Genomic DNA, 18,848 nt, shown 5'->3' with positions numbered 1-18,848 from the left:
TCACGTTGCGGATCCTCGGCATTGATCCAGGCTTGGCAAGGGTTGGATACGGCGTGATCGACGTAGAGCCACGCAAGGGCAAACAGGAAGGTTCGCAACAGATGATCGACTGCGGAATCATTCGCACCGATCCAGGCCGAAGCGAGGGGGAGCGAATGGTGGAAATTGCCCGAGACCTTCGCCAAATCATTCGCATCCATCAACCGGAACTAGCCAGCGTGGAGAAGTTTTTCTTTTACCGCTCCAGCAACACCATCGCCGTTGTACAGGCTCGAGGGGTGTTGATCATGACGCTCGCACGCTTTGGGCTTCCGATTTTGGAATTCCCGCCGATGCAAATTAAGCAGGCGCTAACAGGACATGGCCATGCAGACAAAGACGAAGTCCTAGAGGCCGTAATGCGTGAACTCAATCTCGACACGCCCCCGCGGCCCGATGATGCTGCCGACGCTCTAGCCGTTGCACTGACAGGATGGTTTCAACGCTGACTGAGCAATCAAAGGGATCCATATTAATTCGTGACACAGAGACAAAGTGTCAAAAGCATGCATCAAGAGAGAAAAAATCCATAGACCAATCGCCGAACAAATCCCTTCACCTAGAGGAACAAACAGCCATCGAAGTCTCCACAACTCTCACCGTCATCCGACAAGTCAAAGCAATCGCTTGTTATCAAAACGACCAGACAAACCCTTGAATCTTACGGAAGAAATTGACACGACTTACATACAACATGCACCTTAAACATAGCGCTAAGACGGACACTTAAAAAACAGTCTGCAGCCGAAAGGCTCTGAAAAAACATCAAAACGCGGATTTAATTAACACTGATCATCATGAGAAAACCAAGAAAAGAGGGCAAATTGATTGCAAGCCACATAAAGAACTTAGGGACGCTAAGAAGCATCTAACCCATAAATTTATCAAAGGAAAGGATGGACGAAATCAGAGCAACGTTGAGCAGTAAAAGCAGCCCAGCAACCGAAAGAGTAATCATGTAATTATTTTGACAAAGACGAAAGCCGCACTGTGAGCCCAAATCTGTAGTGAAGCCAAAAATCACAAGCAGCCGAGCTGAGACAAGGCAGCGCTCTGCACTCAGCGGAGCCAGGAAAGACAGTGCATCGTCAATGCAGCCCTTGAATCCGAACCCCCTAGCCTTCCGGAATGCGCATTGATGAGATCGTTATCATGAGCTTGGATGGTTAGAAGCACATCACGGCTGGCATAAGGGAATGGGACCCGATACGGAAATTTGGCCAGTGGTTCTCGTGGCAGCATCGACTGTGATTCTGTTCATGGCGATGGCAGCCTCCAGCACTGGAACCTTCGAATGCATAGGCGCCTGCGGATAGAAAGCATGCATTCTGTGGGAAGCAAACCAACTCAACTTCCCAGCAGCGAGGAGAATATGCCCTTAAAAACTGATGCCCCTCAAGAGCATCGCCCAACAACATCATCCATGCGTTAACAAGAGGGTCGACGAAGAACACAATCGATCGCGCTCATGCCCTGTGGCGCTCAAAGCGGAATGTGGCTGTACTGCGCACAAACAGAGAAAAACTGCTATCAATTGAAATATTCGTCGCCCTACTTCCATGAACGAAAAGATGGAACAAAGCCTAAATTGGCTAGGGCTCACGGCAGACGAGCAAGCAAAGATCTACAAAAAAATTCCTGACAAAGCAAAAAAGTACGGGGAATTTTACAGAATCAATGGAGAGATTTATTATGCGGGCGATGACAGCAGCTGGTTTATTACAATCCCAAATGAGTATCGCAACCTCTACCCAGACAGATTTGCATACCAAGAAGGGAGAGCAGAAGAGCCAGCCTTTATTCACACCCAAGTAATTGAATGCCTAACAGGCACATTCAATGAAAATGCTGTATTAGAAGATTATATTGGCGTCAGAAAAGAGCACATTGGTGAGTTCTCAATTTGCTAATTAGAAAATAACAAGAATATTCAAATTACTGGAAACGAGAAGGCAGTAGCTTCAGAAAGTGTCTTCGCAATCGATTCCAAATATGTGACGTAATCCTTCATCAAAGATTCCCTCATCCAAATCGCATACACTGTAAAACCATTTCGGTCGACAGCCTTCACCCTGACTCCATCGATTTGCTGACGAACCCAAGAACCAGAGTTGTTACTTGGCTTAATAAAAGCATCCAACTCCTCCTTCAAAATAAAATCTATAACGAGATTCTTGTCTACACAGAGACGTACAAATTGAACCACATCTTCAACAGATGCAAGTCGATGGAGAGTGGTAATAGCATTGGATTGAATTAAGTCCATCGTCAACGGCAGGGGCTTTCAAGCAGACAAGAAGCAGCGGAGCCTATATCCTTTGAATTATAGTCACTGATCAGATCTAAATCAATACACCCTGAATAAGAAGAACGATTGGAGACCTATCAGGCAATCGTTTAACAAAAAGACGCAAAGAAGAGTCTTGTGGCTGAATTTTTCATGCAAGCACATGAATTCACAGAGAACGACATTCTCAATGCGGCAACATGACCACAGGAGATGCCACTAGGTATGATGGTCATAAGGTCACATGAGTAGTCAACGAGAATGTCACATCCAGCCAAGCAAAATCCTGAACAATCATTATCTTCTTTTGAGAATTTTATTAAAAACGCAAATTATTCACTACTAGACACTCTTAATCCTGATCCAGAATCCACAAAAGATGGGAATGATCATCGCCCTCGGCAGGTCCGCTCTGGTCATTTTGTTCCTGTCACTCCAAAGCCCCTGGAACAGCCCAACTACATAGGCCATAGCGAAACATTTTTCTCCGAACTCGGCTTAGATCAAGCACTAGCCTTGAATGAAGAATTTAAGAAACTATTCTCGGGTGATCTCTCTGAAACTCGAGCCCCGATGAGACCATTTGGTTGGGCAACAGGGTACGCCTTATCAATTTATGGAACTGAATATAATCAACAATGTCCATTTGGAAACGGCAATGGCTATGGGGATGGTCGTGCCATTTCTATCTTTGAAGGAATCCTTAAAGGTCAACGTTGGGAGATGCAATTGAAAGGGGGAGGGCCCACTCCTTATTGTCGAGGTGCAGATGGACGTGCAGTGCTGCGCTCAAGCGTAAGAGAATTTCTTGCGCAGGAATTGATGCATGCCCTAGGGGTACCTACGTCGCGTTCTTTAACACTTTATGTATCACAGACAGAGACAGTTAGGCGACCTTGGTATTCAGAAAGCTCGAACTCGTCTGAGCCCGATATTTTAGTAGCGGATCCAGTTGCAATTTCAACACGTGTAGCACCCTCCTTTATACGCGTTGGTCAATTGGAGTTATTTGCACGACGCGCTCGAAACAACAAGCATCCAGAAATATTAAAGGAGTTACGCATGATCGTATTGCATTTAATCGATCGAGAATACAAAGCTGAAATTGATCAGACTTTAGATTTTTCTTCTCAACTCATACAGCTAGCAGAGCTCTACAGAGAACGCCTTACGACCTTAGTTGCGCATTGGTTACGCATTGGTTATTGCCAAGGTAATTTCAATAGTGACAACTGTGCAGCTGGTGGCTTCACCCTGGACTATGGACCGTTTGGATTTTGTGAGGTCTTTGATCCGCTTTACCAGCCTTGGATTGGGGGTGGTGAACACTTCTCATTCTTTAACCAGCCAGTAGCGGCTGAAGCCAATTTTCATATGTTTTGGAAGGCCATAAGGCTGCTTATCACAGATGATGCGTCAGCTCTGGAGAAATTAGACAAGATCTATGATGGGTTTAAACAAAAAATCAACACCACTATTCAACAGATGTGGGCAGACAAACTTGGCCTCACCCACTACAACGAAGCTCTCGTCAATGAATTGTTCCAGCTCATGGTTCAAACCAAAGTTGATTTTACAATTTTCTTCCGCGAGCTCTGCAAGATTCCAATTGATCTGTCTGATTTAAAAATAAGCTTTTATGCATCGATCCCCACACAGCTAGAGCATCAATGGCAAACCTGGCTTCAGAGCTGGAACGAGCTGATACAAGAACGTAGGAATCCAACCGAGATCGCAGAAAAGATGAAGCGCGTTAATCCAAAATACACCTGGCGCGAGTGGCTCATTGCCCCTGCTTATCAACAAGCGAAGCAAGGTGATTATGCGCTTTTCAAAGAATTGCAGGAGGTCTTTAGCCATCCCTATGAAGAGCAATCACAAGCAATCGAAGAAAAATACTATCGCCTAAAACCTGCTCAGTACTTCAATACAGGAGGAATTTCTCATTACAGCTGCTCATCATAGTTTTTAGCTAATATCATCGAAACGCTAGATACTCAATGAAAACCCAGCTCGCGACTGAAACGGCAGCTAAAATTGCCAGCAAACAAGCATGCATGCGGGCACATCATGACAAAAAATAGACCTCTCGAACAGCACTAATACTCTAAAATATACCAAATTCAAATCGAAAATCTTCACTTACCATACCAATACACCATGAAAAGCCAATCTGATCACCAGTTAGTGTCAGCAGAAGCAAGCATCAAAACAATACAAGAAGCGATCAATCAACTTCTGAACGAGCTCACTCCATCCTTGAGCAAAAAAAGCGAATCTATGGCCAGAGACCCAATATCCCGAGTCCATCACTGTATCGAGTTGGTCAAAACAGAAGCATCATTAGCGGCTTCCTTAATCGCAGATTGTGCCCCCCAAGGGCGTCCCATGCTGGCGCAGGCACAGCAGACACTAAAAAGCTTGGAAAACTTGCAATTACTAGGGCAAGCAGCACTCAAAGCAAATTAGATGAGGTCATTCGCACCTTCAACACATCAAACCAAAGCTGCAAAACCATTATGTGATAACCCAAATACCTTCCAAATCAAACCGGTAAGAAAGCACTCAAGGAACAACCCAACTATCAATTTCACCTCCCCGGGAAATCCATCAGAATCCAGCGTTGGTTAACACGTCAGGATCTGACGAGTGGATTGGCGTATGGAGTTGTTCCGGAAAAACTCGAAAACGATCACTGAGGCTCAGTGGGATAGAGCTTCCACTCCGCATGATCTGGAACCGATGGAGGTGTTAACAGATCAGCAGGCTCCGAGAACACCACCCGCCACTCAGGCACCCTGCACGGCACATAGTCGTGATGCTCAATCCTTACCCCACCAATCACGGAAGGAGCTCCGTACCATCCCCCCTTCCAACTTCCCTCTGTTTTCAACGGATCGCCTTTGAACCAAACCCAGCAACGGGCATTGGGTTGTGTTGTGGATTTTGGTGCAGGCATTCACTCACCTCGAGATAGAAACCATCGCTGACCAGAAACAAAGGGCGAGAGCCAGTGACGAGGACCATCATTGCAACCAAAGAGAGACTCCAGCGCCCCACTCAGCCCAAAGCTTGCACCTATGGATTGAGAGGGTGTCTCCACAACACGGTCTGATCCATGGTCGCCAAAGAAGTACGCATCCTTCTCTCCCAGACGCTCGCTCCACCCTGATTTCCAGCCATGCACAGTTGCGACAAAGACTTGGACATTGAAAGTCGCTGCAAAGAAAGGGCTTGTTATCAAACTAAGGACGGAACCAGAGGCTGGATCACTCGTGAGCCATCAAGAGAAGATTGTCGAAACATAACTGGTTCACCACAACAGCTTCAACGGGCGGTCGCCCATCAGCATTGGCTTGATTTGAGAGCCTTAACACACCGAGGGCAAGAAATCGCCAATCATTGTCCAAAAATGCATCAAAGCCCTGGGCAGGCTTTATGGCACGCCAGATAATGAAGCAGCAGCGGTGACTGAGTTATCTGCTGACGACAAAAACAGCAAGCACTTAAAAGGGCTGGAAGCTTGAAATCCACTCACTGAGTAAAAATCGTGAGCTGATGATTGATCCATCTGCTGTAGACCAGCGACAGATCTGAGAAGCACCATCTCATCTAGCTTTTTAGGGAATGCATCAAGTGCCAGCACAAACCTCAGCTGAGCGGTATTGACCTCCGAGAGAGCCGAGGTGACTTAGTACTGCACTGTCTTCAAGGTTTGGATCAGCAAGCGCTGAACAACGGTTTTGCCAAGCCTGCCTACTTCCTTGGATTAAACGGAATTTGTATGCGGCATCCTAATGCTGGATTGAGCACGCGAAACAAAGCTGTTGCCGGACGATCTGTGATAACAGGAGCTCCACTCAGCACAACCTAAGGCTGCCACCATGTTGACAACCTTCTTGGTAGTCAACTCAACCCGAAACCATTCGACGAGCTCGTTTATCCCATTGATCTTGGGCACCAGGAACGCAGACATCAGCTCCAACCCATGAGGATGTAAGGCGCACCACTCGATCAGGAAGCAAATGAGTCCAGAATTAAAATGAAGTGGGCGATCTGACTCTGCTCTAGCGAGAGAGCATCATCCATAAAACCTCAAAAGCATTGCAGTAGCTAGAAAAAAATGGTCAGAGCTTCCTGCATTGTGCGGAACTATCGAATCAGAATCGTTTCCTGTGAGAGAAAGAGGCAAGAGGGAAAACAGCTGATATGGGCAAATAGTTGACTAGTAGGCATGGAGTTTGTTAGTAATAGTGAAACGCAAGTTTCAAATGCTTACCGGATCCGAACTGCTCACCAAGGTCAAAGACCTAGGCGATGTTTCCAAGACTGATCTCGCCACTGCTTGCGGCTACGTCTCCAAAAAGAAAGACGGAAGCGATCGGGTCAATTTCACAGCCTTTTATGAGGCTCTCCTTAATGCCAAGGGCATTGACCTCGGCGGCGGAAACGCTGGCGTTGGTAAAGGTGGACGCAAGCTTTCTTACGTTGCAACAGTTCAAGGCAACGGCAATCTGCTGATCGGCAAGGCTTATACAGCAATGCTTGATCTCCAAGTTGGTGACGAATTCACAATCAAGCTTGGCAAAAAAGCCATTCGTCTGATTCCTGTTGGTGGTGAGGAAGAAGGAGACGATTGAGTCCTTCTTTCAACGATTGAGTTAAGCCCCGCCTCCAGCGGGGTTTTTTATTGCCAAGCGCTCACGTGATCAGCCGAGTAGAACGTCAAGATGACGTCATGATGCAATGACCAGGGTCGAAGAAACTGCCATCAATCTCACCGTGCAGTGGCTTCAAAACAATGGATACGAGAGCGCCGATGACTATTTGCAGACCGGCGGAAATCTTGTACAGCTCGCAGAAGATCTCTACCACAAGGAAACACAGGGAGATCTGCAAAGTGTTTGGGGTGATCGAAAACGTCGTGATGGATTTGCTGGTTCGCTCTATCTCGCGGCAGAATCGATTTGAAAGCCCCCTACTTCTGCGAGCAAGCCAACACGCAGAAGCGATCAGACAACAGCCAGTAAGCGGATGGAACAAAGACTCAAATCGGGTCTTACCATAAAGAGATTAAGGAAGGGATCGCACAGACTGATAGGTGGCACCGATCGTTCTAGTGAACGTCGTAGTCGCTCAGAAATCGACGATAAACCTCACCGCGCCACTAACCTGCATGAAGTCAATGCTTCCAACAGTTTGGGATTAGAGTGACAACAGTATTAGCTCACTCCTGCCAGCTCGATTTACAACGCCAGGAGCTGCCTGCCCTGAAGGACGTGTCTGTCAACGGAATTGAACATCACGACAAGCAGGTTTCGTGACACTCAATCGACGCTCTTTTCTGTTTCGTAGTGGCTTAAACGCTTTTGGTCTGGCAGCTGCCATGCAGTTGATCAAGCCAGCCAAGGCCGACGCAGCATTTCTAGCGCCCAAGGAATCTGCCCGTTCCTGCCGCCCAGACGATTCACTCACTGCCCTCATCGAGGGAAATAGGCGGTTTGCGGCAGCTTGGCAAGCGAAGAACAAGGCAACAAGTTTGAGCGATCGTGCGCAAGTGATGTCCAACCTTTGGTTAGACAATTGCTTCCTTCCTGCAAGCGTTCTGGAAGACACTCAATCCCCATGGGCTTCTATCCTTAGCTGTGCTGACTCAAGAGTTGCTCCGGAATGGATTTTTGATGCTGCTGCTGGTGATTTGTTTGTCGTTCGCAGTGCAGGGAACACGGCTTTTAACGAAGGGATTGCTTCTCTTGAGTTTGGGGTTGCAGTCTTAAAAACACCCTTGATATTGGTCTTGGGCCACAGCAATTGTGGCGCTGTCAAGGCAGCTCGATCAAGTGATTCACTCACACCACTGTTCGATCAGCTGGTTATGCCGATACGAACCAACTTGATCCCAGGCAACAACTTAGAGAATGCTATTAAGAATAATGCCAGTGTGACCGCTCAACGGCTCATCACATACAGCGATGTTTTAGCAAACGCAGTTCAAAGGGGCAGTCTTCAGATCGTGGCAGGGTATTTCGACATTGCCTCCGGAAAAGTCTCGATCATCTGAGTTTGCATTGGGCAAACGATTCAGCGTTGTTATCACACCTCCTGGTGCAGGACCTGGATCAGAACGGCCTGTTGTTTGCTTCCTTTCACGAACCAAATGAAGACGGGTCAACGTTGATCCCACCTCTCCACATCCATGTGCTAGGCAGTCTTTACCGGAAACAAGTAAGGACACCAGGAGGGAGTGAAGTCATCTATTAATGAGAGAAGAACACTTGACTCGCTCCTTTCAATCGCCTGTTCAGCTTGGTCGGATTGGGAAGACATCATCTCAAACCACCCCACTGACAAGGGCTTTCGTAGCAGAGAACAACGCATTCACTTGTTGACCTGGTTTGCCTCCAATCGAAAGGCCAAAGGCCCCGAGTCGGGATCTAGAACGGAAGTGCAACCTGCGCTGATTATTGAGCCCAATGCACTGAGCATTGAAACCGATAAGTAAAGGCACCAACTCCAATTTCTTTACAGGTGGTATCCACAACTGTTGCCCCCTTCGGGACACTCCGCATCGCTTGAGCCGTAGCCATCTGTTCATTAACACCCTGGGCCGTCGAGCTGCCCTTCTCAGCGGCATCCACTGGTAAGGCCAACAGCAGAGAAACACAAAAGAAAACGGTTCTCATCTTTCAACTCAGCGTGTGATCTAGTTTTCAAACAAGAAGTGGTCAGCAAGACCGCCGTTCTTCAACGCTTTCTTTCAATCTCCCAGGTCTGAAGATGCTTATCGGCATAAGCGTTGAGCTGCTTCAGCCAGGTTTTGATCTTCTTCATGATGCCTTTTTTTTGACCGCGAAGTTACCTCAATCATGACCCAACCACCCCCCAACTCCCAACCCAGCCGTAAAACTCAACCCCTAACCAACATGCGGGCATGGGTCGACGCCTGATACAACCTGAGGATCCCTGCATCGCAGTCTGCGAAGCAAGCTCATGAAGAAAAAGGAACTGAGGTCTGAATACCGCCGTGTGCGAGATGCGCTGATGCCAAAGCTGAATGCGTCACTGGTTCAAAGCGTGCTCGCCCATCTGAACGCCCAACCACGTCCTCACCGCCGAGGAGCCATTGGAATCACCTGGCCCCTTCCTGGAGAACCCGATCTGCGCCGGCTGGCCGAACTTCAGCATGCCCCGCTTGCCCTGCCTGCAACGGCAGAGGACTACAGCGTTACCTATCACCCTTGGCGAGATGCTCCATCGCCAACAGAGCTTCGCGGTGATGCTTTTTCCATTCCAGCCCCACTTTCATCACCAGCCTTGAAACCGGATGGAATAGCCCTCTTGCTCATTCCCGCCCTTGCGGTCGATCAACGGGGCGTACGCCTTGGCTACGGAGGCGGCTGTTATGACCGCTTGCTCATCCAACCAGGGTGGTCAATGCTGCCGACCTTCGCAGTCCTCCCAGAGGCGTGCATTCATCCCACCTTGCTACCGACAGACCCCTGGGATCGGCCCTTGGATGGTTGGATCACTGAGAAGGGCTGCAGCTTGCGTAGGGCTAGCCAGCAGAGCGAATGTTCTGCAAGATGAAATCCTCGTCAGCCCGTTGCCATGACCGTGTTTTCACGCCGCTTGCTGGTCACTTGCACCGCCATAGGCCTTGGCGTCATGGCTGGCCAGCAGGCCAAGGCGCATGGGATCGAAAGCTCACTGCGCTATCTCGATGGCCAATTAGAGCTGAGTAGCAGCTTTTCCACAGGTGAACCTGTTGAGGGTGCCATGGTGCGCCTGCTCAATGCCGATGGAACCCCTGGAGATGAACTCGGTGAGATCGGAGTGAATGGACAACTGGTCTTGACACTCCCAGACCTTGTTGAAGGCGTCTTGGACTTACAAGTAGACGGCGGCCCTGGCCATCGCGACTATTTGGAATTACCGATCCGCCAGGGAAGCGTCTTGCTGGACGAGGTGGTGCAAACGCGAAACCAAGCCCCAGCGCGATCGCATTTGGCCTGGGTGGGGGCACCAGCCCTGCTCGGACTTGTGAGCCTGATGGTTAAGGTGCGACCTTCCAGCCTGAATCGCTGAATCTGTCCATGGCAGAACCAAGCTGCTCTTCAAGTCAATACGGAAGCGAAGCACTCGACCGCCTAGTAGATCGACTTAGTGGCACGCCAGACCCACGCAAGCGTTACGAATACGTGTTATGGCTGGCCAAAAAGCTCCCGGCCATGCCAGCCGAATTGCAAACCGAAGACCGCAAGGTTCAAGGTTGTGTGTCTCAGGTGTTTGTTCACGCCGCTCTCCAGGACAACCACGTGTGTTGGCAGGGAGAGTCCGATGCCTTGATCACCAAAGGACTACTCGCCCTACTGATTAAGGGGATGAGTGATCTCACCCCTGATCAGGTCTTGGCTGTCGACCCTGCATTCATTGCTGCCACCGGCCTGCAAGCAAGCCTTACCCCCTCGAGGGCCAACGGCTTTCTCAATATTTTGCGCGCGATGCAATCCCAGGCTCGTGCCTTAAAAAACACCGATGATGCGATGGATTCATAGAGTCTTCTGATTAGCGACGCAAACGGAACCTGTCCAATGTCCACCCGGATCGGAATCGGCCTTCTCGGTCTCGGCACTGTGGGTGCCGGAGTGGCAAGCATTCTCCAGACACCTGAAGGGAGACACCCTCTGATCGCTGATCTGGATTTAGTGCGGGTGGCGGTGAGAGATCGAAACCGCCCACGGCCCATCGCTCTGGACGAGAACATCCTCACCACATCCCCTGAAGCCGTCGTCGACGACCCCGCGGTGAACGTTGTGGTGGAAGTGATGGGAGGCATTGAGCCAGCTCGCACTCTGATCATGCGCGCCATTTCGGCTGGGAAGTCGGTTGTTACTGCGAACAAATCTGTGATCGCCAGGCATGGCGAAGAAATTGCGTCAGCAGCAGCGGCCGCAGGTGTCTACGTGCTGATTGAAGCCGCAGTTGGCGGCGGGATTCCGATCATTGAGCCTCTCAAACAATCGCTCGGAAGCAACCGCATTCAACGCGTGAGCGGAATCATTAACGGAACCACCAATTACATCCTGAGTCGGATGGCTGACGAGGGCGCGGATTACAACGCTGTTCTTCGCGACGCCCAGGATCTGGGCTACGCCGAAGCCGACCCAGCTGCAGACGTCGAAGGGCTTGATGCTGCCGACAAAATCGCCATCTTGTCTGGATTGGCCTTTGGCGGTCCCATTGATCGCAACGGCATCTATACAGCAGGGATCAGCACGCTGCAAAGCAGAGACGTGGATTACGCCTCGCAGTTGGGCTATGGCGTCAAGCTCCTCGCAGTGGCCGAAAGCATGGAGCCCGACCCCAGCCATCCCACGTCCCTACCTCTGGCGGTCAGCGTTCAACCCACCCTGGTCCCCAATGACCATCCCCTCGCCGGAGTGAATGGGGTGAACAACGCCATTTTGGTCGAGGGGGATCCGATCGGAAGGGTGATGTTTTACGGACCAGGCGCAGGCTCTGGCCCCACCGCTTCGGCTGTGGTTGCCGACATCCTCAACATCGCTGGGGTTCGCCAACTCAAACCAGCAGAGGGAAATTTGGACCCTCTGCTGGCAGCCTCCAGCTGGCGCGCCTGCCACCTAGCGAACACGGAGCAAACGAGTCAACGAAATTATGTGCGTTTCAAAACAGAAAATGCACCAGGCGTCATCGGCCGAATTGGCAGCTGCTTCGGCGACCACAACGTCTCAATCCAATCGATCGTTCAGCTCGAAGCCAGTGATGCGGGAGCTGAAATCGTTGTAATCACCCACGTTGTCGGGAATGGGCAAATGAGTGCAGCGCTCAAAGCTATTCATGCACTGCCCGGGGTCCTGAGCCTGGATGCCCATCTCGGCTGCCTTTGATGAGGCTCACATCCTTAACCCTCCACCCGGCGTTCAAGCCCGAAGATGAGGCAAAATTGTAAGAACTATCACAAAGCAAATCTGCATTTGCAGATTTGTGCTGGCAACCGTTCATGTCGAACGAACTGACACTGACCTACGGATCACACTGCGATCAGCAGAGTTCTCGGTCTGTCATGACGCTTCATCAGGGTGACTGCATCAAACTCCGCTCAGGCGAAGGTCCGTTTCAAGTCATTGGGATTGATGACGACCATGACCGTTGTTGGATCCGCCAGTGGCCTCTCGATCCCCATGGTTGCCCCGTGTTTGAAGTCGCTCTTGAACAGATCTCAAGCCCTACAGAAGAAGTCGACTAACAACGTCAGAGCCTCTAGGACGTTGAATGGCGGTTGATCTCAAGAATCGCTGCGTGACTGATCGCCGTCGCTTCAGCCTTCAGGCCAGCGTGTTGATCATCTTGGCCGTTGCCTGCAGCCAAAGCGCTTGCCAACCCAAACGCCAGAGCGAACGCCTGACGGTGGCAAGCGCCGGGCGCATCTCCTCACTTGATCCAGCACTGGCCAGTACGACAGGGGCGTTACAAGTGCTGAGTGCCCTCGGCGACACGCTCTACATCCGAGGCAACAACGGAGACTTTGAGCCCCAATTGGCTGCATCCAAGCCAGAGGTCAGTTTGGACCGCCTCAGCATCACCATCCCTCTGCGGCGGGATGTGCTGTTTCACGACGGCAGCCGTTTTGACGCGAAGGCGATGGCCTTCAGTCTGAATCGCTTCCTACGCATCGGCTCCCAGCGCTATTTGTTGAGCAATCGCATCGCAGCCATTGAAACGCCCAACCCGTTTGAGATCCGTCTGCGCCTGAAGCAGCCCTCAAGCTCGATCGAAAGCCTGCTGACATCGCCCTATCTCACCCCCGTATCTCCGAAGGCCTACGCCAACCATGCCGATCGATTTCTCAATGATCGGTTTATTGGAACGGGCCCTTACACCCTCAGCAGCTTTCGCAACACCCAACAGCGTCTCCTCCCATTCCGTCAGTACTGGGGAGCCCCTCCGAACAATGTGGGACTCGACCTCATCAATCTCAGCAATTCCACCGCACTGTTTGGAGCCCTCATCAGCGGAGAGGTGGATGTGCTGCTGTCGAACTCCATTGATGAAGATCAGAAACGAGCCTTGAGCCAACGGGCTGGCAAGACGCTTCTTCAAGAGAGCAAAGGGCCTGCCATGAACATCACCTTCGTGACCCTGCGCAGCAACAGCCCGCCGCTGCAAAGTCAAACCGTGCGTCGGGCACTCGCCCACAGCCTCGATCGCCGGCTGATCAGCACCCGGGTTAGCTACTCGCAAAGAGAGCCATTGCGCTCGCTGATTCCACCAAGTTTGCGAGGAGGCAAAACTGAACCCTGGCCGGCCTACAACCTCGCCACAGCCCGCAAGTTGTTTGAACAGGCCGGGTACTGCAAAGGACGTCGACTGCAAGTGCCCTTCACATTCCGCACCAACGTGCCCTCCGATCGCTTAATGGCACTCACCTGGCAAGCTCAGCTGAAACGCGATCTGCCCAATTGCGTCCAAATGACCCTCAATGGAGTGGAGTCGACCACGGTCTACAAACAGCTCAGCGAGGGCTCGTTCGAGGCGGTGATTCTTGACTGGAGTGGCTCCTATCCAGATCCCGAGGCCTATCTCTCCCCATTGCTCAGTTGCAAGCGCGCCAAAGGAAACATCTGCGAGAAGGGTGAAGCCGTCGATGGCGGCACGTTCTGGACCACACCAGGGCTGCAAGAGGCCTTGACCCGTAGCGACATGCTGAAGGGCACTCCACGACTTCAAGAACTGGCAACCGTGGATGCGATAGCCGCTCAAGGAGCGCCTTACATTCCGGTCTGGTTTGTGGCTCCAAAAGCCTGGGCTCAAATCCATTTGAACCCTCCCATCTTTAATGGCAACGGGTTCGTGGATCTGGCCCAACTGGGAGAGCGACGCTAATGGCACGGGGAAGGGAGCTTTTTCGCTACTGCGCAACCCGACTCGCACTAGCTCCACTGATGCTTTGGCTGATCGCCAGCCTGGTGTTTCTGCTTCTGCGTGTCGCCCCAGGGGACCCGGTGGATGCAGTGCTTGGGAGTAGGGCCCCAGAAGCGGCCAAAGCTGCCCTGCGGAGCAGCTTGGGCCTCGATCAATCGCTCTGGAATCAATATTTAGATTTTCTAAGCAGGCTCGTTCATGGAGATTTAGGTGTTGCCCTGATTAATAACGAGTCGGTGCGTTCGATCATCAGTAAAACGCTGCCAGCCAGCCTGGAATTGGGCATCACAGCCTTAATCATCTCGGCCGTTCTGGGCTTGGCGGTGGGATTTAGCGGGATTGCACGACCCGAGGGGAAATTTGACCTCGCAGGCCGCTTCTACGGAATTGGCACCTATGCGTTACCCCCCTTTTGGGCGGCCATGCTCATCCAGCTCGTGTTTGCGGTCATGCTCGGCTGGTTGCCCGTTGGCGGCAGATTCCCTCCCAGCTTGATTCCCCCAGAGGGCAGCGGGTTTCTGATCTTTGACAGCGTGATCAGCGGCAATTGGTCGGCCCTCCAAGGAACCATTCGTCACCTCGTGCTTCCGGCCTGCACCTTGGGCCTACTGCTCAGCGGAGTGTTCACCAACGCGCTAAGGCTGAATCTGAACCGCACCTTGAAATCGGATTATGTGGAATCGGCAAGGAGCCGAGGACTGAGCGAAACGCAGGTCGTGCTGCGCCATGCCTTACCCAATGCTCTGCTGCCCGTACTCACCATTGCAGGCATCACGGTTGCATCGCTCATCGGTGGAGCTCTGCTGATTGAAGTGACCTTCTCCTGGCCAGGTATTGCCATGCGCCTTCAAGAGAGCATCAACCAACGCGACTATCCCGTTGTTCAAGGCATCGTTGTGGCCATCGCCGCCCTCGTTGTGATGGTGAGCGTGGCCGTTGATCTCTTGGTGGCAGTGCTCGATCCACGCATCCGTTACTGATGCACCAAGGCTGACGCCGCTTCTCGATCGAGCCGATGAAGGTGAAGCTCGCCCAGCTTCAAATGCAGCGTCTTGGCCGTAGATCGGGGCTCAGCATTGCTCTGTTCTTGTTCCACTAAAAACTGCACCACCTCCTGCTCCAAGAGCGCTTGGACCTGGAGCGGCTGAACACCCACGAGTTCTTCTCCCAGCTGAAAGAGATCCTCACCCCGCCCACCTTGTCTTTGCCCCTCCACCCGCACGGGGGAAAAATGACTCGCTCCCTCCACAAGCACCACTCGACTGGAAGGATCGGCAGGCATCGCCAACAACAAACCCAACTGTTCGCTGATCGGTGGCGTGATCAGGTCAAGGGTGCCGCCCGTCAACAACACAGGCACTTTGACGATTTTCGAAAGAGAGTTGGCAGGCCAAAGCAAGCTGCCAAAACTGTTGAAGCCAATCACAGCCGACAACGTATTAGGTGCGGCTTGCTTGGGCAAAGAAACATCCACCAACTGACACTGCAACAGACGCGACAAGTTGCTCAGCGGCAAATCGCCCAAAACCGAAGAGCAACGTCGCGCAAGACCTGGAGCTGGCCTTGCACCTGTGGACAGCAGTGCGCTGAATGCACCCAGGGAGTGGCCAGCTAAGACCAAGCGTTGACCTGGAGCCTGAAACAATCCCTGAGCGCGAGCCTTCAGCAAGGCATCTAGATCCTTGAGCCGAGCGGGAAGCACTTCGGCACCGGGAGGGGAAAGACGCCCTTCCAAGAGCGCTTGGACCGCCTCGTCATCACTGCCAGGGTGCTCTGGAATTACGACGGCCCAACCTCGACGACTGAGGCCGCGACCAAGCCAGCGGAAATGATCTGGGCTGCCCCCTAAACCCGGCATCAGCACCATCCATTGCTCTCGCTTTGGGGCCCCCTCCGCAGGCAGCCAAAGCTGAAACTCCAAAGGCTCCTTGCGATGGCTGACCTCCAGGGACATCAAACGCGGCTCTAACCATGGGTCGGAGTCTTGAGAGGAGACAGCCGGACGCTTCGAAGCTGAGGCCGTGAGGGGGATGCGATCGAGGCGACGCACCAAGTTTTGTTGGCGCTCAAGTTGCATCCGCCAACCGGATGCCAGCTGAACCAAAAGATCGAGATCGAGACGAACGCTTTCAGCAGGCAATGCCTCAAGCAAATCCAAGCTCGAAATCTGCTGCTGTTGGGTTAGGAGTTCATTGATCGTTTGTAGAACAATGACCCCTTCTGTGTCATCGTCCACCCGCACCAAATCAGCAATTTGATCTAACAACTGCCGGCCAGCCCAGCTATTCAAGAGCTGGCGCGCCATGCTGCGATCCAAGATCACAGGAGCCTTAAGCAGCTCCAACATGCCAGCTCGACTCTCCGGCGCTAACAAGGAGAACCAAGTACTGAGCTCGGAGCGATGACCTCCATCCGAGCGCACCCATTTCGCTAAATCAGCAATGGAAAAGGGAATAACCGTGCCATCGATCTGGACTTCCAGCTGAGAAGCAGCCCATAACGGACGCGGTAAGACGCCTAAAAACAGCAGACTGCACACACAACCTGCAGCTATTCGCAGTCCTGTTGAGCGTCGTCGCAAGGCCAAGACCAGTCCACTGGTGGAACCAGTTTCCCGCACCTTTGCAAGAAGTGGCGTTTATTCGCCTGCTCGCTTCTTTTGGAGCGGGTGGTGTCATTTATCTGACACCGATCGTGTTTCACCAGGCCAGCTTCACGGCAGTGCAAGTGAGTCAAGGGTTAGCGGCCTCTGCCTTGATCGGCACGGTGGCAAGGCTGTTGAGTGGCGTCATGCTGGACCGCGGGCTTACCTGCTCATGGCCAGTCCGAGCGGCTGCCCTGCTCGCCGTCATGGCGGATTTGGTGCTGTTTCGGGCCACAGGCTTCAACGGATACCTCGTTGGACAGTTGCTGATCGGTGTGGCGGCCGGGCTGTATTTCCCTGCAATTGAATTGGCGGTTCCATTGAGCTGCAGTGGTTTCACGTCCAGCCGTGGATACGCTCTCGCTCGCAGCGCTGACGCCTTAGGAGTTGCCGCCGGCGCATTACTTGGTGCGCTGTTGACGGCCATGGAGATGATCCGAATGGTCTATGCGGTCGAGGCCGCGGCCGTTTTGAGCATGTTGGTGGTGTTGTGGATCACGCCCCTGCCAGACGGACGGGCCGCATTCCTACATGCCAGCGCCGCGACAACCCAAAACCACAAACTCACAGCTGAGACGGCGTCAACCGGCGATTCCAAGACTGAAGCCAAAGCCCACTCAGCGGCAGACTGGCACTGGCTTCTACCGCTCATTCCAGTGCTGATTGTGAGCGTCATCGCCACTGGGATTGTGTCTTTAATGCAAAGCGCCCTTCCGCTCGACATGGTGCGAGGAGGGCTCGCACGCGAACCCCTCAGCGAAGCCTCCAGCGGCGGCTTGATTGCTTGGCAGCTTCTTCTGTTGACGGTGCTTCAGTGGCCCATCGGCAACTGGGTGGCAAAGCGCAGTTTGCGTTTTGGCTTAGGCATGGGTCTGCTTGGATTCATCGCGGGCTGCCTGTTATTGGCTGGGTCAGCGCTCTGGGCGGGAGGCAGCAGCCTGATTGCGCTTGCGATGGTTCCGATCGCCTTTGGAGAGGCTGCTTTTTTACCAACGGCGGCAGAAGCCATGGTGGAGGAAACGCCACTGCAACATCGCGGTTTAGCCATGGCCTTGTTCTCGCAGTGCTTTGCGTTCAGTGCCATTGCCGCACCTCTTCTAGCAGGTGCCCTTTTAGACCAGCAGGGTCACGGCTTTGTGCTTTGGTTGTTGATGGCTGGCACCTGCTTAGCAGTGGTGCCCCTGCTGAAGGCCGTTAGACCCCGCTACAAGCCAAATTTGAGTGGAAGCCCCATTGAGGCACCTCTAGATGTCAGGAACCCGAGAACTGCTGCGCTCCGTTAAAAATTTGCGCATCCTGCGCGAGATTGCAGTCACCGATGGGGGACTCAAAGGGGTAGGCGACCTGATCGACAACTTCCTCGACAGTGAGGCGATGGCGGTTTCAATCGCGCGGTTTAAGGCCTTACCTGGCGGTGCAGACATGATGGAGCAGCGCTTCCCAGCCTTTCAGCCACAGATTGAGACGCTGGAGTTGCTTCCGGAAGGAACACTGGGCAGGGCTTATGCAGGAATGATTCGCCGCTTGAATTACGACGCTGACTTTTTCCGTCCCCGAGACACAAGCACAGACGCGCTCTGGCTCACCCAACGCATCGCCACCACCCATGACATTCATCACGTGGTCGCTGGGCTCAACACCCAAGTACAGGGAGAGTCAGCAGTGTTGGCAATCACCGCCAATCAGATTGGCTTCCCCGCCTACGTACTCCTCAACCTTCTGGCCAGTTTTAAGGCATTCCGCTTTCAACCAACTGAATACGAAGCCATCAGTCGAGCCATTGCGCACGGACAGCGCATCGGCCTGCAGGCCAAGCCCCTCGTCTTACAGCGCTGGGAGGAAGGCTGGGAGAAACCTCTAAGCCAATGGAGAGAGGAACTCGCCATCCCTATGGCCACAGGCGAGACTTTCAGCGCGAACTACGAGTAAGCCCAT

At 52.4% G+C, this 18,848-nt stretch carries 20 protein-coding genes; 16 read left to right on the top strand and 4 right to left on the bottom strand.

The genetic code is table 11. From position 1 onward, the window contains the following. Window positions 1-5: 5 nt before the first annotated feature. Window positions 6-488: a crossover junction endodeoxyribonuclease RuvC gene (ruvC, locus tag SIC18_RS07675; RefSeq protein WP_048346208.1), complete on the top strand. Its 483-nt coding sequence runs from the start codon at window positions 6-8 to the stop codon at window positions 486-488. Window positions 489-1,598: 1,110 nt separating this feature from the next. After that, on the top strand, window positions 1,599-1,949 hold the full coding sequence (locus tag SIC18_RS07670) for a hypothetical protein (protein ID WP_048346206.1): 351 nt from the start codon (window positions 1,599-1,601) through the stop codon (window positions 1,947-1,949). Between the two features lie 20 nt (window positions 1,950-1,969). On the opposite strand, the gene SIC18_RS07665 is transcribed toward SIC18_RS07670, so the two are convergent. After that, window positions 1,970-2,305 carry a hypothetical protein gene (locus SIC18_RS07665; protein WP_048346205.1) on the bottom strand — a complete coding sequence of 112 codons (336 nt, stop codon included), beginning with the start codon at window positions 2,303-2,305 and terminating at the stop codon, window positions 1,970-1,972. A 282-nt stretch (window positions 2,306-2,587) separates the two neighbouring features. Here SIC18_RS07665 and SIC18_RS07660 point away from each other — a divergent pair, with 282 nt between their 5' ends. Together SIC18_RS07660 and SIC18_RS07655 are read left to right on the top strand one after the other, a co-directional pair. After that, on the top strand, window positions 2,588-4,291 hold the full coding sequence (locus SIC18_RS07660; protein WP_413429224.1) for a protein adenylyltransferase SelO: 1,704 nt from the start codon (window positions 2,588-2,590) through the stop codon (window positions 4,289-4,291). 195 nt (window positions 4,292-4,486) lie between these two features. Further along, the gene (locus SIC18_RS07655; RefSeq protein WP_053068515.1) at window positions 4,487-4,795 is read left to right on the top strand and encodes a hypothetical protein; all 309 of its coding nucleotides are present in this window, start codon (window positions 4,487-4,489) and stop codon (window positions 4,793-4,795) included. 223 nt (window positions 4,796-5,018) lie between these two features. Here the strand turns inward: SIC18_RS07655 and SIC18_RS07650 are convergent, their stop codons facing one another. Further along, entirely contained in the window at window positions 5,019-5,285 is a 267-nt protein-coding gene (locus SIC18_RS07650) for a hypothetical protein (protein ID WP_048346203.1), read from the bottom strand. A gap of 1,312 nt (window positions 5,286-6,597) precedes the next feature. Between SIC18_RS07650 and SIC18_RS07645 the strand changes: the two genes are divergently transcribed. From SIC18_RS07645 to SIC18_RS07635, 3 genes are all read left to right on the top strand, one after another. After that, window positions 6,598-6,966 carry an AbrB family transcriptional regulator gene (locus SIC18_RS07645; protein ID WP_048348076.1) on the top strand — a complete coding sequence of 123 codons (369 nt, stop codon included), beginning with the start codon at window positions 6,598-6,600 and terminating at the stop codon, window positions 6,964-6,966. 106 nt (window positions 6,967-7,072) lie between these two features. Next, window positions 7,073-7,297 (top strand): hypothetical protein, encoded by a 225-nt coding sequence (locus tag SIC18_RS07640; RefSeq protein WP_048346201.1) that lies wholly within the window; start codon window positions 7,073-7,075, stop codon window positions 7,295-7,297. 349 nt (window positions 7,298-7,646) lie between these two features. Beyond that, the gene (locus SIC18_RS07635) at window positions 7,647-8,387 is read left to right on the top strand and encodes a carbonic anhydrase (protein WP_413429222.1); all 741 of its coding nucleotides are present in this window, start codon (window positions 7,647-7,649) and stop codon (window positions 8,385-8,387) included. A 400-nt stretch (window positions 8,388-8,787) separates the two neighbouring features. Here SIC18_RS07635 and SIC18_RS07630 read toward each other — a convergent pair whose 3' ends face one another. Continuing rightward, window positions 8,788-9,009: a hypothetical protein gene (locus SIC18_RS07630; RefSeq protein WP_048346198.1), complete on the bottom strand. Its 222-nt coding sequence runs from the start codon at window positions 9,007-9,009 to the stop codon at window positions 8,788-8,790. Window positions 9,010-9,367: 358 nt separating this feature from the next. Here SIC18_RS07630 and SIC18_RS07625 point away from each other — a divergent pair, with 358 nt between their 5' ends. The 7 genes from SIC18_RS07625 (at window position 9,368) to SIC18_RS07595 (ending at window position 15,249) form a co-directional block, all read left to right on the top strand. Beyond that, window positions 9,368-9,913 carry a 5-formyltetrahydrofolate cyclo-ligase gene (locus tag SIC18_RS07625; protein ID WP_413429220.1) on the top strand — a complete coding sequence of 182 codons (546 nt, stop codon included), beginning with the start codon at window positions 9,368-9,370 and terminating at the stop codon, window positions 9,911-9,913. Between the two features lie 21 nt (window positions 9,914-9,934). Next, on the top strand, window positions 9,935-10,411 hold the full coding sequence (locus SIC18_RS07620) for a hypothetical protein (RefSeq protein ID WP_053068514.1): 477 nt from the start codon (window positions 9,935-9,937) through the stop codon (window positions 10,409-10,411). A gap of 8 nt (window positions 10,412-10,419) precedes the next feature. Beyond that, on the top strand, window positions 10,420-10,881 hold the full coding sequence (locus tag SIC18_RS07615; protein WP_048346196.1) for a SufE family protein: 462 nt from the start codon (window positions 10,420-10,422) through the stop codon (window positions 10,879-10,881). Window positions 10,882-10,917: 36 nt separating this feature from the next. Beyond that, the gene (locus SIC18_RS07610) at window positions 10,918-12,234 is read left to right on the top strand and encodes a homoserine dehydrogenase (RefSeq protein WP_048346195.1); all 1,317 of its coding nucleotides are present in this window, start codon (window positions 10,918-10,920) and stop codon (window positions 12,232-12,234) included. A gap of 113 nt (window positions 12,235-12,347) precedes the next feature. Beyond that, window positions 12,348-12,593: a hypothetical protein gene (locus tag SIC18_RS07605; RefSeq protein WP_048346194.1), complete on the top strand. Its 246-nt coding sequence runs from the start codon at window positions 12,348-12,350 to the stop codon at window positions 12,591-12,593. Between the two features lie 26 nt (window positions 12,594-12,619). Then, on the top strand, window positions 12,620-14,230 hold the full coding sequence (locus SIC18_RS07600) for an ABC transporter substrate-binding protein (protein ID WP_413429218.1): 1,611 nt from the start codon (window positions 12,620-12,622) through the stop codon (window positions 14,228-14,230). Continuing rightward, entirely contained in the window at window positions 14,230-15,249 is a 1,020-nt protein-coding gene (locus SIC18_RS07595) for an ABC transporter permease (RefSeq protein WP_048346192.1), read from the top strand. The genes SIC18_RS07600 and SIC18_RS07595 overlap by 1 nt, the downstream gene beginning before the upstream one ends. Here SIC18_RS07595 and SIC18_RS07590 read toward each other — a convergent pair. Further along, window positions 15,243-16,850: an alpha/beta hydrolase gene (locus SIC18_RS07590; RefSeq protein ID WP_413429215.1), complete on the bottom strand. Its 1,608-nt coding sequence runs from the start codon at window positions 16,848-16,850 to the stop codon at window positions 15,243-15,245. The two genes, SIC18_RS07595 and SIC18_RS07590, sit on opposite strands and share 7 nt — an antisense overlap. A 50-nt stretch (window positions 16,851-16,900) precedes the next feature. Here SIC18_RS07590 and SIC18_RS07585 point away from each other — a divergent pair, with 50 nt between their 5' ends. Continuing rightward, window positions 16,901-18,196, top strand: coding sequence for an MFS transporter (locus SIC18_RS07585; RefSeq protein ID WP_413430523.1), 1,296 nt, complete (start codon window positions 16,901-16,903; stop codon window positions 18,194-18,196). Next, window positions 18,162-18,842 (top strand): Coq4 family protein, encoded by a 681-nt coding sequence (locus tag SIC18_RS07580; RefSeq protein ID WP_413429214.1) that lies wholly within the window; start codon window positions 18,162-18,164, stop codon window positions 18,840-18,842. The genes SIC18_RS07585 and SIC18_RS07580 overlap by 35 nt, the downstream gene beginning before the upstream one ends. The last annotated feature ends 6 nt before the right edge of the window (window positions 18,843-18,848 follow it).

Source organism: Synechococcus sp. Cu2B8-bc1011 (genome assembly GCF_047302735.1).
Taxonomy (GTDB): domain Bacteria; phylum Cyanobacteriota; class Cyanobacteriia; order PCC-6307; family Cyanobiaceae; genus Synechococcus_C.
The sequence above is the reverse complement of the archived record's forward strand: the minus strand, read 5'-3'. Positions and strand labels throughout refer to the sequence as shown.

Coding starts and splice junctions, on each gene's coding strand:
- SIC18_RS07665 (WP_048346205.1), bottom strand. CDS start 2,305: ATGGACTTAATTCAATCCAATGCTATTACCACTCTCCATCGACTTGCA.
- SIC18_RS07640 (WP_048346201.1), top strand. CDS start 7,073: ATGACCAGGGTCGAAGAAACTGCCATCAATCTCACCGTGCAGTGGCTT.
- SIC18_RS07615 (WP_048346196.1), top strand. CDS start 10,420: ATGGCAGAACCAAGCTGCTCTTCAAGTCAATACGGAAGCGAAGCACTC.
- SIC18_RS07630 (WP_048346198.1), bottom strand. CDS start 9,009: ATGAGAACCGTTTTCTTTTGTGTTTCTCTGCTGTTGGCCTTACCAGTG.
- SIC18_RS07580 (WP_413429214.1), top strand. CDS start 18,162: ATGTCAGGAACCCGAGAACTGCTGCGCTCCGTTAAAAATTTGCGCATC.
- SIC18_RS07655 (WP_053068515.1), top strand. CDS start 4,487: ATGAAAAGCCAATCTGATCACCAGTTAGTGTCAGCAGAAGCAAGCATC.
- SIC18_RS07595 (WP_048346192.1), top strand. CDS start 14,230: ATGGCACGGGGAAGGGAGCTTTTTCGCTACTGCGCAACCCGACTCGCA.
- SIC18_RS07625 (WP_413429220.1), top strand. CDS start 9,368: ATGCCAAAGCTGAATGCGTCACTGGTTCAAAGCGTGCTCGCCCATCTG.
- SIC18_RS07670 (WP_048346206.1), top strand. CDS start 1,599: ATGAACGAAAAGATGGAACAAAGCCTAAATTGGCTAGGGCTCACGGCA.
- SIC18_RS07605 (WP_048346194.1), top strand. CDS start 12,348: ATGTCGAACGAACTGACACTGACCTACGGATCACACTGCGATCAGCAG.
- SIC18_RS07600 (WP_413429218.1), top strand. CDS start 12,620: ATGGCGGTTGATCTCAAGAATCGCTGCGTGACTGATCGCCGTCGCTTC.
- SIC18_RS07610 (WP_048346195.1), top strand. CDS start 10,918: ATGTCCACCCGGATCGGAATCGGCCTTCTCGGTCTCGGCACTGTGGGT.
- SIC18_RS07660 (WP_413429224.1), top strand. CDS start 2,588: ATGTCACATCCAGCCAAGCAAAATCCTGAACAATCATTATCTTCTTTT.
- SIC18_RS07620 (WP_053068514.1), top strand. CDS start 9,935: ATGACCGTGTTTTCACGCCGCTTGCTGGTCACTTGCACCGCCATAGGC.
- SIC18_RS07650 (WP_048346203.1), bottom strand. CDS start 5,285: ATGCCTGCACCAAAATCCACAACACAACCCAATGCCCGTTGCTGGGTT.
- SIC18_RS07645 (WP_048348076.1), top strand. CDS start 6,598: ATGCTTACCGGATCCGAACTGCTCACCAAGGTCAAAGACCTAGGCGAT.